The organism is Streptomyces sp. NPDC054765 (genome assembly GCF_053612065.1).
This window is the reverse complement of the sequence record NZ_JBSHBP010000027.1, coordinates 69,986-88,865: the sequence shown is the minus strand read 5'-3', so window position 1 is coordinate 88,865 and position 18,880 is coordinate 69,986. Positions and strand designations below refer to the sequence as shown.

The window sequence follows — 18,880 nt, the reverse complement described above, 5'->3', positions numbered from 1 at the left end:
GGCTCTGGCCCGTGTGTGACGGGATGAGGCACGTACTGCGTGTCAGCTCCTTCACTGCGTGTAAGTGAAAGGTCCGAATGGCGGGCGTTCACGCCGTACGCGCCACGCGTCCCCGCACACTCGTGAAGCTCACTGAACGTCTCAAGCAATGAACAGGCACGACCATGAGTCGGACAATCACCCGGTCACCCCAGGGCTCCCCGCAGGCCGTGCAGGACGGCGAGTCCGTGTTGTCGCACGGCCTCAAGCAGCGCCATCTGTCGATGATCGCGCTCGGCGGGGTCATCGGCGCGGGGCTCTTCGTGGGTTCCGGGGTCGGCATCGCCGCGGCCGGGCCGGCCATCGTCCTCCTCTTCATAGGCGCCGGCGCGCTGGTCATGCTGATCATGCGGATGCTCGGCGAGATGTCCGCGGCCCGGCCCTCCCCCGGCTCGTTCTCCGTGCATGCCGAGGCGGAAATCGGCTCCTGGGCCGGCACCACCTCGGGCTGGATGTACTGGCTGATGCTCTGTGCCGGCGTGGCCGCCGAGGCCACCGCGGCGGGCTCGATCATGCACACCTGGGTGTCGTTCATCCCCGCCTACGGCTGGGTGGCGATCTTCATGGTGTTCTTCTGCGCCAGCAATCTGACCGCGGTCAAGAACTTCGGCGAGTTCGAGTTCTGGTTCGCCGCAATCAAGGTCACCGCGATCGTCGCCTTTCTGGTGCTCGGCGTGCTCGGCATTCTCGGAGTGTTCGGCAACGCCCCCGGCACCAGCCATCTCACCGGCCACGGCGGCTTCTTCCCGAACGGCGCCGCCGGACTCGCCGCCGGGCTGCTGAGCACCATTTCCGGGTTCGCGGGTCTGGAGACCGTGACCATCGCGGCGGCGGAGTCCGACCAGCCGAGCCGGAACGTGGTCCGTGCCGTGCGTACTGCCGTGTGGCGTATCGCCGTTTTCTACATCGGTTCCATGGCCGTGGTCGTCACCCTGGTGCCGTGGAACAACCCGAAGGTCGCCACCCAGGGCCCGTACGTCACCGTGCTCGACCGGCTCGGCATCCCGGCCGCCGGCACGATCATGCAGATCGTGGTGCTGGTGGCGCTGCTCTCCGCGGTGAACGCCAATATCTACGGCTCGTCGCGCATGGCGTACTCCCTCGTCAACCGGGGCCAGGGCCCGCGTTTCCTGGGCAAGGTCACCAAGGGTGTGCCGGCGGCGGCGGTGCTGGCGTCCTGTGTGTTCGGCTTCGCAGCCGTGATCGCCGGGATCGTCTGGCCGACCACCGTGTTCGCCTGGCTGCTGAACATCGCCGGCTGCTCGGTGCTGGTCGTCTGGTCCATCGTCTGCCTCACCCAGCTGAAGATGCGCCGCCGTCTGGAGCGCGAGGCACCCGAACTGCTCTCGGTCCGGATGTGGGGCTTCCCCTACCTGACCTGGGTCGCGTTCGCCGCCATCCTCGGTGTCTTCGTCGTCATGGCCGCCAACGCGGACGGCCGTCATCAGCTCGCCGGTACGGCCGTCGTGGTGGCGGCGCTGGCAGCCGCGGGCCATCTCAAGCAGCGCCGCGACCGCCGGGCCGGCGGCCTCCGCTCGCCGGCCTGACGCGCCGCCAGGGCCGTGCCGCGCCGTAGTGGGCATACAGCGCGTTGATCTGGCAGATCCAGAACTCTTCCCGCTCGGGTTTGTCCGATGGTGGCGGTTACCGGGCCGGGTCCGGGGCCGCACCCGGACCCGGCCGGGAGCCGTAAGCCGTCAGGAAGCGGTTGCGGAAGGCGTCCATGCGCCAGACCGGGGCGGTGTGGCCGGGGTTCAGGCCGGGTGTCCAGTGCCAGTCGGAGATCCGCTTCAGGACGTCGGGGTCGTGGGCGACGATCGCCACAGGGACGTCCCTGCTGGCATGGTCACCGGAGACCTTGGCGACCGGCTGGTGGTCGCCGAGGAAGACGAGCACGGTGTTCTTGTTGCCGTACTTCTCCACGTACGAGATAAGGCTGTTCAGGGAGTACTGGATGGACTTGCCGTACTCGGTGCGCACCTTGCCGGTCTGCTGCCACACGTCCACGGGGTGCTTGCCGGCCTTCTCGATGCCGTTGTAGACGGACCCGTCACCTACCTTGTCCCAGCCGATCGTCTTGGGCAGGGGCGCCCAGGGGTTGTGGCTGGAGGTCAGGATGATCTCGGACATCAGTGGCTTGTCGTGCGGTTTGCCGTGTTCCAGGCGTTCGAAGGCGGCGAGGCTGTACTGGTCGGGCATGGTCGACCAGCTGAACTTGGGTCCCTTGTAGCCGAGTTCGCGGGAGTCGTAGACGTGGTCGAGGCCGTAGAACTTGGCCTCCGGCCAGCCCTTGGTGACGCCGGGCATGATGCCGACGGTCCGCCAGGCGCCGGTGCGCTTGAAGGCCCCGGTGAGGGTCAGATGATCGCCCGCGGTGACGGTGCGGTAGCGCTGCTGGTTGTCGATCCACAGGCCGGACAGGAAGGTGGAGTGGCCCAGCCAGCTGCTGCCGCCGTACGTCGCCGAGGTGAGCCAGCCGCTGCGGGCGGAGTAGCCGGCGGCCCGTAGGCGTTCGGTCCCCTTCGCGAGCACCGCATCGACCCCCGGGGCCATCAGCGGGTCCTGGACCGCGCTGCGGCCGTAGCTCTCGATGAAGGTGAAGATGACGTCCTTGCCGCGCAGTCCGGTCAGCAGCCGGCTCCCCGGGGTGTGGTGGTAGGGGTCGCTCGCGGCCACCTTGGCGAACTTCTGCTCGTCCTTCAGGGTCGCGTCGACGCCGGCCACCCGGGCCTGGACGAGGTCGGAGGTGCTGCGGGAGGCGACCGGCGCACCGGCGATCTGCAGGCCGAGCGCCGCGGAGAGGACCCAGGCGGTCCCGAGCAGGAGGGTGGTGCCGGCCGTCCTGGCAGCGTGCCGGGCCATGAGGTTGCTGAGCCGGACGACCGCGAGCGCGGGGAGGACGAGCAGGGCGAGGGCGAGGAGCGCGGCCGCGACCTCGACACCGATGGTGCCCGCCCGGCCTATGGAGTCCTGGAGGAAGGAGGCGCCGTCGCCGAGCAGGCTCCAGTCGAACACCACGTTGAATCCCCGGCCGAGCGCCTCGATGAAGCCGATGTCGAGGAGGTCCAGGAGGGTCAGCAGGCCGAGCACCACCCCGGCGAGCACCGCGGCCACCCGCCGCGCCGGCCGCGGCAGGAGGAGCAGCAGTGCGGCGCCGGCTATCCCCTCCACCGGGATGCGTGCGAACTCGGCGGGCGTGAGTCTGGCGGGATCGTTCGGCAGCAGAAGAGTGGCCAGCACCAGCGTGGCGGCCAGGGCGGTGGTCGTCCAGGCCACCACCCGCGCCGCGACCGGATGCCGGTCCCGCCAGCCGCCGCCCGGGACGTCGGTGAGGTGCAGGTCCTCGCCCGGGGCGTCAGTGAGGTGCGTGCCCTCGCCCGGGACGTCGGTGAGGTGCGTGCCCTCGCCCGGGACGGTGTCCTGTTCCGCTGCGCCTGCCCCGGTATCCGGTGCGTGCTCCGGGGGGCCGTCCGGCGGCAGGCCCTCGGTCCCGGTTGCCTGCCTCCCCTGCGGCAGCTGGCGAAAGCGCGTGAAGTGCGACAACCCGAAGGTCCTTCCGTGCGAGGCCCGGTAGTGGCACGGCGGACCGGACTCGGGAGGTCGGCGCCGTCGTCCCTCTGTACGGGCGGCCGGTGGCCTCCGTTCAATGTGCGGGTCGCCAATGTGCAGGTCATCAAGGGGGAAGGCGAAAGCAGGTGAGGGGACGGGTGAGGGGAGGGAAAGGGAGGGGAGGGGAGGGGAGGGCCGGGCCGTCCCCCGATCGGCCCGGACCTCCTCTTCCCTCACCTCGCCTTCCCTCCTGTCCCCTCTCTCCTGTTCCGCTCTCTCCTGTTCCGCTCTCCTGCCTCCTCTCTCCTGCCTCCTCTCTCCTACGGCCTTCAGACGGCGGCCGGCTGTTCGGTGCCGGCCGCGTCGACGGGCGAACGGCGAATGCGCCGGCGCTTTGTCACCAGTACCGCGGTCCGGGTGACAACCATGGCAAGTGACATGAAGACAAAGGCATTTGCGTAGACGTCCGGCCCGCTGAGCTGGTTTTTGATACTGAAGCGGATCAGACCCTCGGTGAACCAGTGTTCGGCACCGTAAGCAAAAAGCACGCGAGCGGTGGAAAGAACGATCCAGACGAGGGCATATCCGATTCCGCCGGTGGTGTAGATCAGACCGTCGCCGCCGCGGTGGGCGGGGAGCAGCGCACCGGCGACCAGACCGCAGATCACGCCCAGTCCGACGCCCATGAGCTGGAACGACGGGGCGTTACCGGAGGTCGGGAACGAGTGCACAAAGATCGCGATGATAAGGGCGACCGCGATCACGGAGCGCAGCATCCGCATATTGGTGACGCGGCGGCGGCCCAGGTCGGTCGCCAGGATGATGGTGAGGATCGTTGCGCTGGCGATGAGTGCAGTGGCGAACTGACTCAGGTGGTTCATGGAAATTCCGGGCCCTTCCGCAGTTCTCTGCGACTTCGGTGATCGGTGGTTGGTGATCGGCGATCGGTAGGCGGTACTTGGCAACCCGTAATCAGCAATCGGTAATCATTAATCAGTAATCGTGACTCGGTACTCGACGCCTACCGATCGGTACTCGGCGTTCGCGGCGTTGCCGTCAACGACGTTATGGCGGCGGTTGGTTGCCGCGGGACGACCGACCGGTGGATTCGGCGTCCACCGGTCGGTGGACACCGCGGCGGACGACGGAAGGCGAGAGTGAAGCGGGGCGGGTCGGGGCCGGGTGATAGGACTGTGGCGCGGTGGCCCGGGGACGTGGTGGCGTGGTGGCGTGGTGATGTGGTCACACGGGCACGCCGCCCGCCCGCGCCTCGCTCATGAGGCCAATGCTGAGATTCAGGGGGACACGGTGACGCTTGAGGCGCGGCGGGCGCCCGAGGCGCGGGTACGTTGGTTCGGGCTGTGGGACAGCTACTTCGTGATCTGTTATCTGGTCACCACAGGGCTGGTGTTCACCTCCGGTGGCCCGCAGGGCCCGCGCGTGATCGCCATCGGCGCGCTGACACTGATCGTGCCCTGGTACGCGGGCATCGGGCGGCCGTTGCTGCTTCGCCAGGAGAGCGACCGGCGGAACGTCGTCTTCCCCCTCGGGCTCTTCCTGCTGTTCGGGGTCGCCTGCGCCATCGATCTGATGAGTTCATTCGCTCTGTTCGCCCTCATCCCGATGCTGATGATGAGCCTGGCGACCAGACCGGCCCTCGTGGTCGGCGTACTCGGCAATCTCGTCCCCGTGACGATGCTGTGGCTGCAGGGCGGCGCCACCGGCCCGGCCGTGCTGTTCGTGCTGCTCGCGTCGCTGCTCGGAATCGCGCTGTCCGTACTCCTCGGGCTGTGGATCAAGAGGGTGGTACGGCAGAGCAAGGAGCATGCCGCACTGATCGAAGAGCTGCAGCAGAACCGCGAACAGGTGGCCCGGCTGTCGCACCAGGCCGGGATCTCCGCCGAACGCGAGCGGCTCGCCCGGGAGATCCACGACACCCTTGCGCAGAGCCTGACCAGCATCATCAGCCTGGTGCAGGCCGCGGATTCGGAGGTGGAGGCTGCGCCCGCCGCCGCCCGTAAACACCTCGCGCTGGTGGGGCGGGTGGCCAAGGAGAGCCTGGCCGAGGCCCGTGCCTTCGTCGCCGACCGGACGCCCGCGTCCTTGCAGGAGAGCTCCTTGGCACAGGCGCTGCGGCGGCAGGCGGACGGGCTGACCGCGCAGACCGGGATGCTGGTGCGGTTCGCCGTCGAGGGGGACGAGCGGCCGCTGCCGATGGCGGTCAATGTCGTACTGCTGCGTGCCGCGCAGGAAGCCGGCGCGAATGTGCGGAAGCACGCCGATGCCCGCGCGGTGGACTTGGTGCTCCGGTACGGCGAGGGGCAGATCGGGCTCCGTGTCGCCGATGACGGCAAGGGTTTCGATGCGGCATCGGTGCCAGTACAGGGGGCCGTGGCAGTACAGGGGGCGGTGTCAGTACAGGGAGAGGAAGAGCGCGGTGCGGCGGGGGACGGTGGGGGCTTCGGGCTGCGGGGAATGGCGGCGAGGGTCGCGGAGATCGGTGGGGTGATGCGCGTCGTGAGCGAGCGGGGAGAAGGCACCTCCATCGAGGTGAACGTGCCCTTGGCGGGGGCGGTGGGCAGGTCCGGAGCGGCGGAGACGGTGGACAGGTCCGGAGCGGCGGGGCGGGCGGATGTGCCGTCGTCGGCGGGGCGGTTGGCGAAGGCGGCGGCGGATGATGGGCGTTGAGGACAGGGGCGCGGTGCGGGTGCTGCTCGCCGACGATCACCCCGTCGTACGCGAGGGCCTGTGCGCGATGCTGGAATCCGACCCGGGCATCGATGTCGTCGGGCAGGCCGGCTCCGGCGAGGAAGCCGTGACACTGGCGACCCGGCTGACGCCCGACGTCGTACTGCTCGATCTGCGGATGGGCGAGATGGACGGGGTCGTCGCCACCGGGCACATCCTGCGGCAGTCGCCTCGCAGCAAGGTGGTCATCGTCACCACCTACGAGGACGACGCCGACATCCTGCGCGCCGTGGAGGCGGGCGCGGCCGGCTATCTCCTCAAGGGCAGTTCCCGGGCCGAGTTGATCGACGCCGTGCACGGTGCGGCGCGCGGCGCGACCGTGCTCACCCCGTCGCTGGCCCCCAAGCTGTTCCGAGTGCGGGCAGTGGAACAGCCGCTGCTGTCCGGGCGGGAGTGCGAGGTGCTACGGCTGGTCAGCCAGGGCCTGACCAATGCCGACATCGGCCGGGAGCTGTTCATCGGCGAGGCCACGGTCAAGACCCATCTGCTACGGGCGTTCAAAAAGCTGGAGGTGTCGGACCGGACGGCTGCGGTGATCACGGCCCTGGAGCGCGGGTTGCTGCCGTAGCGCGAGGCCGGACCCGGAGCGCGGGTTGCTGCCGTAGCAGGAGGTGAGGCGAGGCGGCGCAACGGCCGTGTGGCGTTCCCTCCCCCGGGCTCAACTGCGGTGCGTACGGCGGTACTCGACGGCATTCGGCGGTCACCACCTCACCCGCCCTGCGTAACCTCACCCACCGCGCGCAGCCTCACCACCCACCGCGCAGCCTCACCCGTCCCCCAGCTGTGCCCGGTCCGCTGCCGCTCTGCCCTGGTGCCAGCCGTCCGCGTCCCGTATGCCGCGGAGGCGGACCGGGGCGGTGTCGGGGAAGAGCGCGCCGGTGGCCTCCTCGACGGCGAGTTCGCGGGCGGCGAGGACCGGGAGGAGCGCGGGGGCCGCGTCGGCGGACTCGGCGGACTCGGCGGACTCGGCGGTGGCGGCGGCCGTGGCGGCAGCGGTGGCCGTCACGAGGCGGTCGCGGATGCGGTCGGCATAGGCGACGAGGAAAGTCTGCCGGAAGTCCCGGGTGCGGCGGGAGCGGCCGCGCGCGATGGGGGTACCGCCCTGCTCCTTGAGGGCCTGGTGGAGGTCGTCGCCCGCACGGTTCATCGCGGCGGTGGCCTGGAGCAGCAGCGAGGTGTAGAGCATCTCGGCCGCCTCCAGGTCGGGTGCGAAGCCGATGACGGTGGAGAAGCCGACGTCGGCGGCCCAGACGGCCTGGCAGCGGTTGGCGGCCGCGACCGCGTCGAGCAGCAGCGCCTTGGCCTGTTCGTACGGGCCCTCGATGCCGATCCGGACCGCCGCCGGGCCGCCGGCCCGGCCGCCCGGCGTACCGTCCGCGCTGTCGAGGAGCGCCTCGTCGATACTGTGCCGGGCCATCAGCTCCTGCGCCTTGGCGGACAGCGCCTCCGCCTCCTCGGGGTAGTCGGTCGCCTCGGCCTTGGCGAGCAGTCCGCGGATCCGGCCGAGGGCACGGGACGCTGCGGGGCCGGCGGAGCCGCTCTCCCGGCCGGTCTGTGGCGGGGCCGGGAGCGGGGTGATGCGGGGCAGACGGGCGAGCGTGCGCAGCGCCGCCAGTACGTCGTACGCGGTCTCGAAGCGGGTGGTGCGGCGGCGTCCGGCCAGGGCGTCGAGGTAGCCGGTGTCGGAGTCCCACCAGACCTCGGCGCCGAGGTGCCGCAGCTGCTCGGCCCAGCGGGTGTCCTGTCCGGACCGTGCGGACCGCGCAGACCGTGCGGACCGCCCTGCCGACGGCCGGGCCGCGTCGGCCGCGATGGCGTCGACGACCAGGGCCACCAGGGCGGCATCGGACGCGTCACGCCGGACGATCCGCTCCAGGTCGGCGGGGTGCCAGCCGCCCGCCCAGCACTGCCGTACGCCCGCCACGGCGGCGGCGACCACCGCCGCACTCACCGCCTCCCAGCCGGCCTCGGCCGCGGCCAGCATCGAGGCGCCCGCCTCGATGGCGTCCTCGGCCTGCGCACCGTCCGGCGCGTAACGGACGCTGCCGAGCACCTGCCCGACCAGCTCACCGGCCGTCGGCGACCCCGGCCCGCCACGCCCATTTCTCCCGCGTTCACTCGCCCGCTCGCTCACCCGCTCACTGTACGGAGGGCTCCTCCGGGCCCGCGCCCCGGTGGCGGCCGGCGGAAACGCCCAGGTGGCGGTCAGTGGCGGTCAGTGGCGATCGGTGGCGGCAACCGCGGCGAACCAGGCGCTGGTCCCGATGCCCATGCCGATGCCCATGTCCATGCCCATGCCGATGCCGATGCCGATGTCCATGCGGCGCGCCGCACACAGCGACGACGCCCGGTGGCCCCCATTCAAGGGGCCACCGGGCGTCGGTCACGTCCTGACGCAGGCAGTCACTTCATGACCTGAGCAGTCACGTCACGTGCAGTCACCTCACATGCGGTCACGTCACATGCAGTCACGTCACATGCAGTCAGGCGTACCGCCCTGCCGCTGGCACATCCGGCGTCACTTCAGCGCGCTGCCGGCCACCCACTGCGACCAGTCCATGTTCCAGCCGTTCAGGCCGTTGTCCGGCGTGACGGTCTGGTCAGGGGAGTTGACGACGTCGATCACATCGCCGGTCTGCGAGTGGTCGAAGAACCATGCGCCGTCCGTCTTGGAGTCCTTGGCGCCCTTGACGTCCTCCAGACCGATGCAGCCATGGCTGGTGTTGGTCTTGCCGAAGATGCCCTTGCCCCAGTAGTTGCCGTGGATGAAGGTGCCGGAGCTGGTCAGGCGCATGGCGTGCGGCACGTCGGGGATGTCGTACTCGCCCTTGCCGTTGTGCTTCTTGAAGCCGACCGTCGAGCCGTTCATCCGGGTCTGCTTGAACCGCTCGGAAATGACCATCTTGCCGTTGTAGGTGGCGTGCTCATCGCTGCCGGCCGAGATCGGAATGGTCTTGATGGTCCGGCCGTCACGCACCACGTTCATCTCGTGTGTCTTGGTGTCAACGGTGCTGACCTGCGAATGACCGACCTGGAAGCTCACGGTCTTGTTCTGGATGCCCTTGACGCCCGGCGACGCCTCGACACCGTCCAGGCCGAGCGTCATGGTGACCTTGGAGTTCGCCTTCCAGTACTCCTGGGGGCGGAAGTCCAGCCGCTTGTCGTTGAACCAGTGGCCGACGGCCTTCTGGTTGCTGCTCGACGCGACCTTGATGGCGGACTCGACGGCCGCCTTGTTCTTGACCGGCTTGTCGAAGTTGATCGACACCGGCATCCCGACGCCGACGGTCGAGCCGTCCTCCGGAGTGAAGTTCCCGATGAAGCTGTTCGCCGGGGCGACGGTGGTGAAGCTGGAGTTCTCCACCGCCGTGCGTCCCCGGGAGTCCACCGCGTGCGCGGTGACCTTGTACTTCGTCGAGCGGTCCAGGGGCTGGTTCGGCTTCCAGGAGGTGCCGTCGGCGGAGAGGGTGCCGTCGACCGTCTGCTTGGACTCGACCGAGGTCATGGTGACGTCGGTGAGTTTTCCGTCGCTGACCGTGACCTGGGCGTCACTGTTGAGGCCCGCGCCGGTCGCGCCGTCCGCCGGCGAGACCTTGATCTTGGCGTCGGAGGCGTCCTTCGCGGCCGCCTCGTCCACTTGCTGGGTGTTCTCGTGCCGGGTGCCGTCAGCACCGCCATTGCCCCGGTCAGCCGCAGTGCTGCCGCCGCACGCCGCAAGCGTGAGTACGCCCCCGAGCAGCGTGGCGCTGGCTATGAGGCCCTTCCGGCGCTTGCCGTCCGTCATCACACGCATCTCCATTGCTACCGATTTCGCAGGTTCCCCGAGCGAGCTGCCAACTGAACGCAGCCATATCCGGACGCTGGCATTCCGGCCGACGCCATATGAACGCCTTTTCCGTTTCGCCCGTTCCATGCCTCCATGCAGTGTGAGGAAGGCCACTTATGACATCCCTGCTGGTCACACGGCGCTCATGGGCCGCATACGCACCGGCATGGACCGCCTGCGCGCCGGGCATGCAGTGGGCCCCCGTGCGGCGGGTAGCCGTACGGGGGCCCGGTCCGTCGGGCGGGAGGGAGGGCCGTTCAGCCCTCCCCGTCGGCGTCGTCCGCCAGATCCCACTCCGCCGCGTCCCACTCGGCGTCCGGGTCGTAGTCGGTCAGCTCCTCGCTGCTCCAGGAGGCCTGGGCGAGTTCGGCGCCCGGCACCGTGGTGACGAGGTCGAACGGGTCGATCAGATGGGCCAGCGCCTCCGCCGGATCCTCCTTGACCGTGTCCAGGGACTGCCTGCGCTCCTCGTCGGGCAGCGAAGGGTCACCTTCGATGTGGTCGAGGGCCGCGCCGGTCAGCCGGCCGGGGTCAGTGACCTCCATGATCAGTTCGACATGAAGGCGCACAAAACGTGATGTCTCACCATTGCTCATAGCACGGAGGTTAGGCATGGACGGGTCCTGACTTCCCCGCGACCCGCGGCGGTCACTAACATCTGAGGTCAACGGCCAATTCGCCGAACCCACAAGGGGGATCCCTTCCGTGACCGCACGCCGACCACTGCTGACCGCCGCAGCCGCGGGATCGGTACTGTTCGCCCTGTGGTTCGTACCGTCCGCCAACGCGAGCGCGGGGCATGACGGAGCGACAGATCCCGGTCTGCGGGCGGCATCCGCGGTGGCCGGGCCGGGCCCGGCCGCCCGGGTGAACGGCCCGGCGCCGGACGCCGGCAGCGATTCCACGACGACCACCCCGCGCCACGGCGCAACGGGCACCGGCCCCGGCACGGGCAGCAGCTCCAGCGCGGCCACCGACTCCCGCACGAGCACCCGCTCCGGCACGGGCACCGGCTCCAGCCTGGACAGTGGCTCCGGCACGGTCTCCGGTGCCGACGGCAGCTCTGCCGGCACCGCGCCGCACTTCCTCGCCGACACCGGCAGCCCGGACACCACGCCGTATGTGATCGGCGGCGCCGCCTGTCTCGCGCTCGGCGCCGGCCTGGTCAGCTACTCCGTCCGCCGCACCCGCGACTACACCGTCTGAGACGGGGGCGAGGCGGGGCGGGACGGCGAGCGGCGGCAGGGCGGGGGCGCAGGACCGACAGAGCCGGGCCCGGCCGGGGCGGGATGCGGGCGCCCGCTGTCCGTCGTTCCCTCGTCCGCCGTTGCTTGCCCCGTCCCCCGTTCCCGCATCTGCCGTTCCCGCGTCCGCCGTTCCCGCGTCTGCCGTTCCCCGTCTGCCGCTACGCCGCTACGCCAGCTCGCCGGTGACCGGCTCCACGGCCGCCACCAGCTTCCCGTCCCGCACGAACGCATACGCGCTCTCCAGGTCCGGCGCCAGAAAACGGTCCTCGCCCGGTCCCTGGACGCCCGCACCGCGCACCGCGTCCAGCACGGCGCGGGTGGCAGGCGCCGGCGTCAGTCCCTCGCGCATCTCGATGGCGCGGGTCGCCGCGTACAGCTCGACGGCGACGATCCGGGTCAGGTTGTCGATGGCGGTACGCAGCTTGCGCGCCGCCGACCAGCCCATCGAGACATGGTCCTCCTGCATGGCGGAGGACGGGATGGAGTCCACCGAGGCCGGTGCGGCCAGCCGCTTCAGCTCGCTGACCAGCGCCGCCTGGGTGTACTGGGCGATCATCAGGCCGGAGTCGACGCCCGGGTCACCGGCCAGGAAGGCAGGCAGCCCGTGCGAACGGTTCTTGTCCAGCAGCCGGTCCGTACGGCGCTCCGCGATCGAGCCCAGGTCGGCCGCGGCGATGGCCAGGAAGTCCAGGACGTAGGCGACCGGCGCGCCGTGGAAGTTGCCGTTGGACTCGACCCGGCCGTCCGGGAGGACGACGGGGTTGTCGACGGCGGCGGCCAGCTCGCGGTCGGCGACCAGGCGGGCGTGGTCGAGGGTGTCCCGGCCGGCGCCGGCGACCTGCGGGGCGCAGCGGATGGAGTAGGCGTCCTGGACGCGCGGGGCGTCGTCCTGGTGATGGCCGGTGAAGCCGGAACCGGCCAGCACCTTGGACATGTTGGCCGCGGAGGCGGCCTGCCCGGGGTGCGGGCGGATGGCGTGCAGCTCGGGCGCGAGGACCTTGTCCGTGCCGAGCAGGGCCTCCAGGGAGAGGGCCGCGGTGATGTCCGCGGAGGTGAACAGCCGGGCGAGGTCGGCGCAGGCCATCACGAGCATGCCGAGCATGCCGTCGGTGCCGTTGAGGAGCGCCAGGCCCTCCTTCTCGCGCAGTTCGACCGGCTCGATGCCGTGCGCGGCCAGCAGCTCACCGGCCGGGCGTACGGTGCCGTCGGGGCCCTCCGCGTCGCCCTCGCCCATCAGCGTCAGCGCGCAGTGCGACAGCGGCGCCAGGTCGCCGGAGCAGCCGAGCGAGCCGTATTCGTGCACGACGGGCGTGATGCCCGCGTTGAGTATGGCGGCCATCGTCTCGACGACCAGCGGGCGGACGCCGGTGTGCCCGGAGGCGAGCGTCTTCAGCCGCAGGAACATCAGCGCGCGGACGACCTCGCGCTCGACCCGCGGGCCCATACCGGCCGCGTGCGAGCGCACGATGTTGCGCTGGAGCTGGGCGCGCAGCTCGGGGCTGATGTGGCGGACGGCGAGGGCCCCGAAGCCGGTGGAGACGCCGTATACGGGGTCGGGCTTGGCGGCGAGTTCGTCGATGAAGGCGCGGGAGGTGGCGACGGCCGCGAGGGCTTCCTCGGACAGCTCGATCCGGGCCGCACCGCGGGCCACCGCGATGACGTCCTGTGCGGTCGTGCCGGACGTCCCCAGCACCACAGTGTGCATATCCATATTCAGGCACCCTAGAGACTGAATCGTCGGATGTCACCACCGGATTTCGGGATCACCCCTTACCCGGGCGTACGCAAGGGACCCGGGGCGCGGGCCAGGACGCAACGCCTCACCTCCGAAAGCGGCGGCGCTCCGGCCCCGACCGCCGGTCCGGGGCGTCCGCGAGCCGGACGACCGGGTCGTCCTTGCCGCCGTGCCGCCCGGCGACCACCGGCTCGCCGGACCGTGCCGCCTTGGCCTTGTACTGCGCGGCATCCGCGAGGCGGAAGAGCCGACGGGCGCTGCGCACCGGGCCGATCGGATCGCCGGTCGAGGCGACACCGACCGCGACCCCCTCGCCGAGGTCCAACTCCCCCGCGCGTTCGCACAGTTCACCGGCCACTTTGACCACCTCGTCGGCCGGCGGTCCCACCGCGAGCAGACAGAACTCGTCCCCGCCGAGCCGGGCGGCCAGCGTGCCCGGCAGCATCGCGCCGCACAGGGACAGCACCGAGCCGAAGCGCTCCAGCAGACGGTCCCCGACCGCATGGCCGCGGGAGTCGTTCACCCGCTTCAGTCCGTTGAGGTCGCACACCACCAGGCTGACCACCGTCGCGTCGCGCCGGTGCAGGTCCAGCGCCTCGTCCAGCCGCAAATCGACGGCCCGGCGGTTGGCGAGACCGGTGAGGGAGTCCGTGAAGGCCAGCCGGCGGGCCTCCGCCAGCCGCTCGGTCTGGGCGATCCCGGCGGCCGTCACGGCGGCCAGCACCCCGGCGAATTCGGCATCCGCCCGGCCGAAGACCGGCTCCCCCGTACGCCGCGCGACATACAGCTCACCCCACGCGCGGCCGTGCAGCACGATCGGCGCGACCACACAGCAGCCCCGGCCGCGGCGGCGCAGCGCGGCCACCCGCTGGGGGTTGGCGCAGCCACTCCCGCCCCGGATCTCCGCCACCTCCGCGGGCGCCGGGCCGCGGTGCGGCTCCTCGGCGGTCTCCACCCAGGCGCTGGGGTCGCCGCCGCCCGCCCACTGCTCGTGCAGAAAGCCGACGATCTCCGGGAACTCGTGGACGGGGTAGCTCTCGTCGTCCGGGAACTCCTCCTCGCCGTCGGCGAGTTCGCCGACGTTGACCAGCACCCGGAGCTTGCCCAGTTCGCGCTCCCACTTCGAGATCGCCGCGAAGGAGCCGGCCAGGGCCTGGCGCACGCCCTGCGCCGCGGCGTGCGCCGACTCGCGCGGTGTGTGCGCGGCAGCCATCGCCTGCGCCAGCTCCACCACGGCCCGCAGCCTCGCGTCGCCCTCACCCTCGCCCTCACCCGTCACCGGATCCTCGCATTCCGTCACCGTGAGCACGCTCTGTATACAGCGTAGGAATGTTTAACCCCTTTCGCCCCTTTCCGTGCGTGATTGACGCCTAGGCGTTATTCGCGTCGTTATTTGACCGACGGGAAGGCCGGCGGAAAGGCCGACGGGAAGACCATCGGTGAGGGGCGACGGTGAGGAGTGGCGGTGAGGAGCAACGCCCGTCACTCCCCGGGCCACTCCGGGGCCCGCTTCTCGTTGAAGGCGGCCACGCCCTCCGCCCGGTCCCCGGAGAAGGCCACACTGCGCCAGGCGCCGTCCTCCACCTCCAGCCCGGCCCGCAAGTCCAGCCCGTGCCCGAGCCGCATGGCGCGCTTGGCGGCACGCAGTCCGACCGGCGAGTTACGGGCGATCCCGGCCGCCAGCTCCAGCGCCTCGGCCCGGTCCTGCCCGTCCGCCACCAGCCGGTCGACCAGCCCCAGCTCCGCGGCCTCGGCCGCCCGCACCCGCCGCGCGGTGAAGACCAGCTCGGCCGCCCGCGCCGCGCCCACCCGGCGCGGCAGCAGCTGGGTGCCCCCGCCGCCGGGGATGACGCCCACCGACACCTCCGGCAGGCCGACCTCCGCCGTACCGTCCGCGACGATCAGATCGCAGGCCAACGCCAGCTCGAAGCCACCGCCGAGCGCAAAGCCGTGCACCGCGGCGATGGTGGGCATCGGCAGCTCCAGCACGCCGGTGTACGCGGCGCGGGTGTGCGGGCGCTGACGCATCAGGTCCGCGTCCGTGAAGGAGTTGCGCTCCTTGAGGTCGGCGCCCACGCAGAACGCCCGCTCGTGTGTGGAGCTGAGGACCACCACGCGTACGGAGCGGTCCGCGGACAGCTCGGCGCAGGCCTGCGCCAGACTGTCGGCCATGGCCGTCGAGACGGCGTTCATGGCCTTCGGGCGGTCCATGACCAGCTCCGCCACGAAGCCGTGGCGCTCGACGGCGACCCAGCCGTCCGCGCCGAATTGCTGCCGCTGCCGTTGCCCCTGCCGTTCCATGCAACCCTCCCAGTTAACGGGCGTTGACCTGACGTGGGGATCATGCCAGGTGGGCGGTCCGGGGGACAGGGATGGGGCGGTGGCTCGGCGGCGGGCCGGGCCGCGGACGCGGACCAGGGGCTCGGTTCCGGGGACGTTCCGCGGACCAGGGGGTCGGTCCGGGGACGTTCCGTGGGGTGTGCGTTGGTGTAGGGCGACCCGGCCGGTCCGCGGGCGGCTCAGCCGTTCGTGCCCTGCCCGCCGCGGCGGCTCAGCAGCCATGGCTCGACCACGCCCAGGCCTCGCACCGGTCGCTGCCACATCGGCTGGAGCGCGAAGCGGTACGACGGCGGCGGGGCGCCGGTGCCCTCCTCGGCCGCCTTTTCCGCGGCGGCGGCCTCCGCCTCGGAGACCGGCGCGTCCCCGATACGGCCCAGCTCCTCGGCGAACGCCTCGTCCACCAGCACGGTGTCCTTCGGCGCTATCGAGGTGAGGCGGCTGGCGAGGTTCACGGTCGTACCGAAGACATCACCCATGCGGGTCGTGACCGTGCCGAAGGCGATACCGACCCGCAGCTCCGGCATCGTCTCGTCATTGGTCATGGTCTCGATCAGCCGCAGCCCGATCTCGGCGGCGATACCGGCGTCGTCGGCGGAGAAGAGGACCTCGTCGCCGAGGGTCTTGATGAGCCGGCCACCGTGCGCGGCCACCAGGTCGGAGCAGGTGGTCTCGAACGCCTCCACCAGTTCGCCGAGTTCCTCCTCCTCCAGGCGGCGGGTCAGCCGGGTGAAGCCGACCAGGTCGGCGAAGCCGACGGCGAGCCGGCGGTCGACCATCTCGGCGTCATCCTGGGCCCGGACGACCCGGCCGGTGGCGGCGGCGAGCTGGCGCCGCCAGACGTAGACGAGGAACTCCTCCAGCTCGGGGAGCAGCAGCTCGACCAGCGGGTAGGTGATCTCCGTACGGGTCAGGCCGGAGTCCTGGGGCTCGGTGAGACCCTCCAGGAAGGAGTCGATCTGCCAGTCGACCAGACGGGCGGTGGTCTGGCCGGTGGAGCGGGCGACCTGGATGGCCATGGCCTCGCTCAGCAGGCCGGCCTCGACGAGACCGGAGAGTCGGCGCAGGGCCAGCACATCGGCCTCGGTGAGGGCCTTGACCTGGCCGATGTCGGCGAAGCCCATGGCCCGCCAGAAGCGGGCCGCAAGGTCCATGGAGACGCCGGCGCCGCGGGCCGCCTGGAAGGGCGTGTAGCGGCGGTCGGCGCCGAGGATGAGTTGTTCGAGGCGGACGGCGATGTTGTTCTCGTCGCCGTTGTCGGCGTCTGCGTCTGCGTCGGCGTCTGCGCCTGCCTCGGCGGTGGCGTCGGCCTTGTTGTCGGCCTCGTTGCCGCCGTGGGTGGTGCCGCGGTTGTCGGCATCGGCGCTGGTCGTGCCGCCGCCGCTGGTGGTGGCGCCCCCCTCCGCGGCCTCTGAAGGGTCGTCGACGGGGACGTCGCGCACGGCGTCGTCCTCGGTGTTCATGTCGCGCGGGGCGGCGCCCGAGTCGTCGGCGGTCACCGGCCGCTCCCTGTCCGATCCCTGCGCACTGCCCTTCCGATCACTGCTCGCCGGTGGCCCACTCCCTGGCGGACCGCCTCAACGATACGGCAGGTGTGCTCTGGCTCACTCTCACATGTCGGCTCCGACCACGGAAGTGGTGGGGGGTGTCGGCGCGGCGGGTGGGGTGGGTGAGGTGGGGCAGGGTGGGAGGCGCAGGTGCCCTGGTCCGGGCGTTCGTCGTGGTGCCGTGGGTGGTCCGGTCCGGTTGTCCGTGGGCGCCGCCGCCCTTGGGTGTGGCTGGGCCGAGTGCCTCTGCCGTCGGCCGGTGGCGGCCGGGCGTCGCGCGTAAGCGTCGTGGGTGGGGGGCCGGAGGGGACGCCCCGTACCCCGTCCTCGGCGCGGGCGGCCCTGGTACGTGGAATGGGCACCCCGTTGTTCGCTCCGGTCCTGCGGGCGGGGCACGGGACATCCCCTCCGGCCTCCGACGTTGGCGGCCGTCCCGCCATACGGGTTGCCGTCACAGATATCGGCAGCCCTCCGGCCCTCCGACCCCCGCCCCGGGCCCCCTCCCGCCATACGGATTGCTGTCACGGATCCGGCGGCCCTCCGGCCCCGCCCCGGGCCCCCTCCCGCCACACGGGTTACCGTCACGGATCCGGCAGCCCTCCGGCCCTCCGGCCCCCGACCCGGCCCGGCCCCGACCCGGGCTTTCCTCCCGCCACGCCGGTCACCGTCACAGATATCGGCCGGCGTCCGGCCCCCGTCCCGGACGCCCGTCCCGTCATACCGGTCACCGCCACGGATACCGGTGTCATACCGGCCCCGCCATGACCACCACCGCGCGCCTGTCCCCCCGAACCGGGCGGCTCCCCGTTGGTGCGTCGGCTCGGGTCAGGTGTCCGTCGCGGGGCGCAGGTGGACGATGTCCCCGGCGCCTACGGGCTGCTGTACGCCGTTGGCGGTGGCCAGGACCAGGCGGCCGTCGGCGTCGATGGCCACCGCCTCCCCGGTGATCCGGGTGTCGCCGGGGAGTTCGGCGCGTACGGAGCGGCCCAGGGTGGCGCAGCCTGCGGCGTAGGTCTCCTGGAGGCGGCTGGTGGCGGGGTCGCCGTCGGCGGACTGCCACTCGCCGTACCAGTGCTCCAGCGAGCGGAGTACGGCGCGCAGCAGCGGGTCGCGGTCGGTGGTGCGGGCGCCTGCCAGGGCCAGGGAGCCGGCGGTGGGCACGGGGAGTTCGGCGGCGGTGAGGGAGACGTTGAGGCCGATGCCGAGGACGACGCCGGGGCCGGCGCGTTCGGCGAGGATGCCGCCCACCTTGCGTTCCGTGAGGGTCCCCCCGGGCCGGAGCGCGTCGGAGTCGTCGGAAGTCACCAGCAGGTCGTTGGGCCACTTGAGGGCCGTGTCGACGCCGGCCGTCTGGGACAGGGCGGTGGCCGTGGCGACTCCGGCGAGCAGCGGGAGCCAGCCCCAGCGCTCCACGGGGACCCGGGGGGTGAGGTAGACGGAGAAGAAGAGGCCGGAGCGCGGGGGCGCCGACCAGGTGCGGTCGAGGCGGCCGCGGCCGGCGGACTGTTCCTCGGCCACCAGGACGGCGCCCTCGGTCTCCCCTTCGGCCGCGCGGGCCGCCAGGTCGGTGTTGGTGGAGCCGGTGGCGCCGACGACGTCCAGGGCGGTCCACAGCGAGCCGGGGCGCAGCAGAGCACGGCGCAGTGCCGTGGCGTTCAGCGGGGGGCGGCCCAGATCGCTCCAGCGACCGGCATCTTTGTCCCGGTTTTCCGGTGGTTGAGGCGTCATGGGACCAGCCTAGGTGTGGTCAACGACGCAGTGCCGCTGAGCAGTCCCGCCGATACGCTACGGATCGGTAGCCAAACCCGTACCACCCTCAGTACGAGCACCAGTCCAGGACGAGCAGGAGCCG

The 18,880-nt window shown here is 71.4% G+C and carries 14 protein-coding genes; 4 read left to right on the top strand and 10 right to left on the bottom strand.

Annotated elements, in window-relative coordinates:
* The first annotated feature begins 164 nt into the window (after positions 1-164).
* On the top strand, positions 165-1,586 hold the full coding sequence (locus ACWGJY_RS19080; protein WP_453261977.1) for an amino acid permease: 1,422 nt from the start codon (positions 165-167) through the stop codon (positions 1,584-1,586).
* 97 nt (positions 1,587-1,683) lie between these two features.
* Here ACWGJY_RS19080 and ACWGJY_RS19075 read toward each other — a convergent pair whose 3' ends face one another.
* Together ACWGJY_RS19075 and ACWGJY_RS19070 are read right to left on the bottom strand one after the other, a co-directional pair.
* Entirely contained in the window at positions 1,684-3,582 is a 1,899-nt protein-coding gene (locus ACWGJY_RS19075) for a sulfatase (protein WP_453261976.1), read from the bottom strand.
* A 335-nt stretch (positions 3,583-3,917) separates the two neighbouring features.
* Positions 3,918-4,469: a hypothetical protein gene (locus tag ACWGJY_RS19070; RefSeq protein ID WP_453261975.1), complete on the bottom strand. Its 552-nt coding sequence runs from the start codon at positions 4,467-4,469 to the stop codon at positions 3,918-3,920.
* A gap of 427 nt (positions 4,470-4,896) precedes the next feature.
* On the opposite strand from ACWGJY_RS19070, the gene ACWGJY_RS19065 reads away from it, so the two are divergent.
* The gene (locus ACWGJY_RS19065) at positions 4,897-6,276 is read left to right on the top strand and encodes a sensor histidine kinase (protein ID WP_453261974.1); all 1,380 of its coding nucleotides are present in this window, start codon (positions 4,897-4,899) and stop codon (positions 6,274-6,276) included.
* A complete protein-coding gene (locus tag ACWGJY_RS19060; protein WP_453261973.1) occupies positions 6,263-6,904 on the top strand; it encodes a response regulator in 642 nt (213 codons plus the stop codon). Before ACWGJY_RS19065 ends, ACWGJY_RS19060 begins: the two co-directional genes overlap by 14 nt.
* Positions 6,905-7,102: 198 nt before the next feature.
* Here the strand turns inward: ACWGJY_RS19060 and ACWGJY_RS19055 are convergent, their stop codons facing one another.
* From ACWGJY_RS19055 to ACWGJY_RS19045, 3 genes are all read right to left on the bottom strand, one after another.
* A complete protein-coding gene (locus ACWGJY_RS19055; RefSeq protein WP_453261972.1) occupies positions 7,103-8,470 on the bottom strand; it encodes a DUF2786 domain-containing protein in 1,368 nt (455 codons plus the stop codon).
* A gap of 384 nt (positions 8,471-8,854) precedes the next feature.
* Positions 8,855-10,120, bottom strand: a complete 1,266-nt coding sequence (locus ACWGJY_RS19050) for a L,D-transpeptidase (RefSeq protein ID WP_453261971.1) — start codon at positions 10,118-10,120, stop codon at positions 8,855-8,857.
* Positions 10,121-10,419: 299 nt separating this feature from the next.
* Complete coding sequence (locus ACWGJY_RS19045; RefSeq protein WP_453261970.1) at positions 10,420-10,758, bottom strand: hypothetical protein; 339 nt, start codon at positions 10,756-10,758, stop codon at positions 10,420-10,422.
* A gap of 109 nt (positions 10,759-10,867) precedes the next feature.
* Here ACWGJY_RS19045 and ACWGJY_RS19040 point away from each other — a divergent pair, with 109 nt between their 5' ends.
* Complete coding sequence (locus ACWGJY_RS19040; RefSeq protein ID WP_453261969.1) at positions 10,868-11,368, top strand: hypothetical protein; 501 nt, start codon at positions 10,868-10,870, stop codon at positions 11,366-11,368.
* A 207-nt stretch (positions 11,369-11,575) separates the two neighbouring features.
* Here the strand turns inward: ACWGJY_RS19040 and hutH are convergent, their stop codons facing one another.
* The 5 genes from hutH to ACWGJY_RS19015 form a co-directional block, all read right to left on the bottom strand.
* On the bottom strand, positions 11,576-13,120 hold the full coding sequence (gene hutH / locus ACWGJY_RS19035) for a histidine ammonia-lyase (protein ID WP_453261968.1): 1,545 nt from the start codon (positions 13,118-13,120) through the stop codon (positions 11,576-11,578).
* A 109-nt stretch (positions 13,121-13,229) separates the two neighbouring features.
* The gene (locus ACWGJY_RS19030) at positions 13,230-14,357 is read right to left on the bottom strand and encodes a diguanylate cyclase domain-containing protein (protein ID WP_453261989.1); all 1,128 of its coding nucleotides are present in this window, start codon (positions 14,355-14,357) and stop codon (positions 13,230-13,232) included.
* A gap of 269 nt (positions 14,358-14,626) precedes the next feature.
* On the bottom strand, positions 14,627-15,445 hold the full coding sequence (locus ACWGJY_RS19025) for an enoyl-CoA hydratase/isomerase family protein (RefSeq protein ID WP_453261967.1): 819 nt from the start codon (positions 15,443-15,445) through the stop codon (positions 14,627-14,629).
* Positions 15,446-15,663: 218 nt separating this feature from the next.
* Positions 15,664-16,980 (bottom strand): adenylate/guanylate cyclase domain-containing protein, encoded by a 1,317-nt coding sequence (locus ACWGJY_RS19020; RefSeq protein ID WP_453261966.1) that lies wholly within the window; start codon positions 16,978-16,980, stop codon positions 15,664-15,666.
* An 873-nt stretch (positions 16,981-17,853) separates the two neighbouring features.
* On the bottom strand, positions 17,854-18,756 hold the full coding sequence (locus ACWGJY_RS19015; RefSeq protein WP_453261965.1) for a biotin--[acetyl-CoA-carboxylase] ligase: 903 nt from the start codon (positions 18,754-18,756) through the stop codon (positions 17,854-17,856).
* Between the last annotated feature and the right edge of the window lie 124 nt (positions 18,757-18,880).

Excerpts from the sequence above, each read along its gene's own strand:
- ACWGJY_RS19080 (WP_453261977.1), top strand. The coding sequence starts at position 165 with ATGAGTCGGACAATCACCCGGTCACCCCAGGGCTCCCCGCAGGCCGTG.
- ACWGJY_RS19070 (WP_453261975.1), bottom strand. The coding sequence starts at position 4,469 with ATGAACCACCTGAGTCAGTTCGCCACTGCACTCATCGCCAGCGCAACG.
- ACWGJY_RS19060 (WP_453261973.1), top strand. The coding sequence starts at position 6,263 with ATGATGGGCGTTGAGGACAGGGGCGCGGTGCGGGTGCTGCTCGCCGAC.
- ACWGJY_RS19050 (WP_453261971.1), bottom strand. The coding sequence starts at position 10,120 with ATGACGGACGGCAAGCGCCGGAAGGGCCTCATAGCCAGCGCCACGCTG.
- ACWGJY_RS19045 (WP_453261970.1), bottom strand. The coding sequence starts at position 10,758 with ATGAGCAATGGTGAGACATCACGTTTTGTGCGCCTTCATGTCGAACTG.
- hutH (WP_453261968.1), bottom strand. The coding sequence starts at position 13,120 with ATGGATATGCACACTGTGGTGCTGGGGACGTCCGGCACGACCGCACAG.
- ACWGJY_RS19030 (WP_453261989.1), bottom strand. The coding sequence starts at position 14,357 with ATGGCTGCCGCGCACACACCGCGCGAGTCGGCGCACGCCGCGGCGCAG.
- ACWGJY_RS19025 (WP_453261967.1), bottom strand. The coding sequence starts at position 15,445 with ATGGAACGGCAGGGGCAACGGCAGCGGCAGCAATTCGGCGCGGACGGC.
- ACWGJY_RS19015 (WP_453261965.1), bottom strand. The coding sequence starts at position 18,756 with ATGACGCCTCAACCACCGGAAAACCGGGACAAAGATGCCGGTCGCTGG.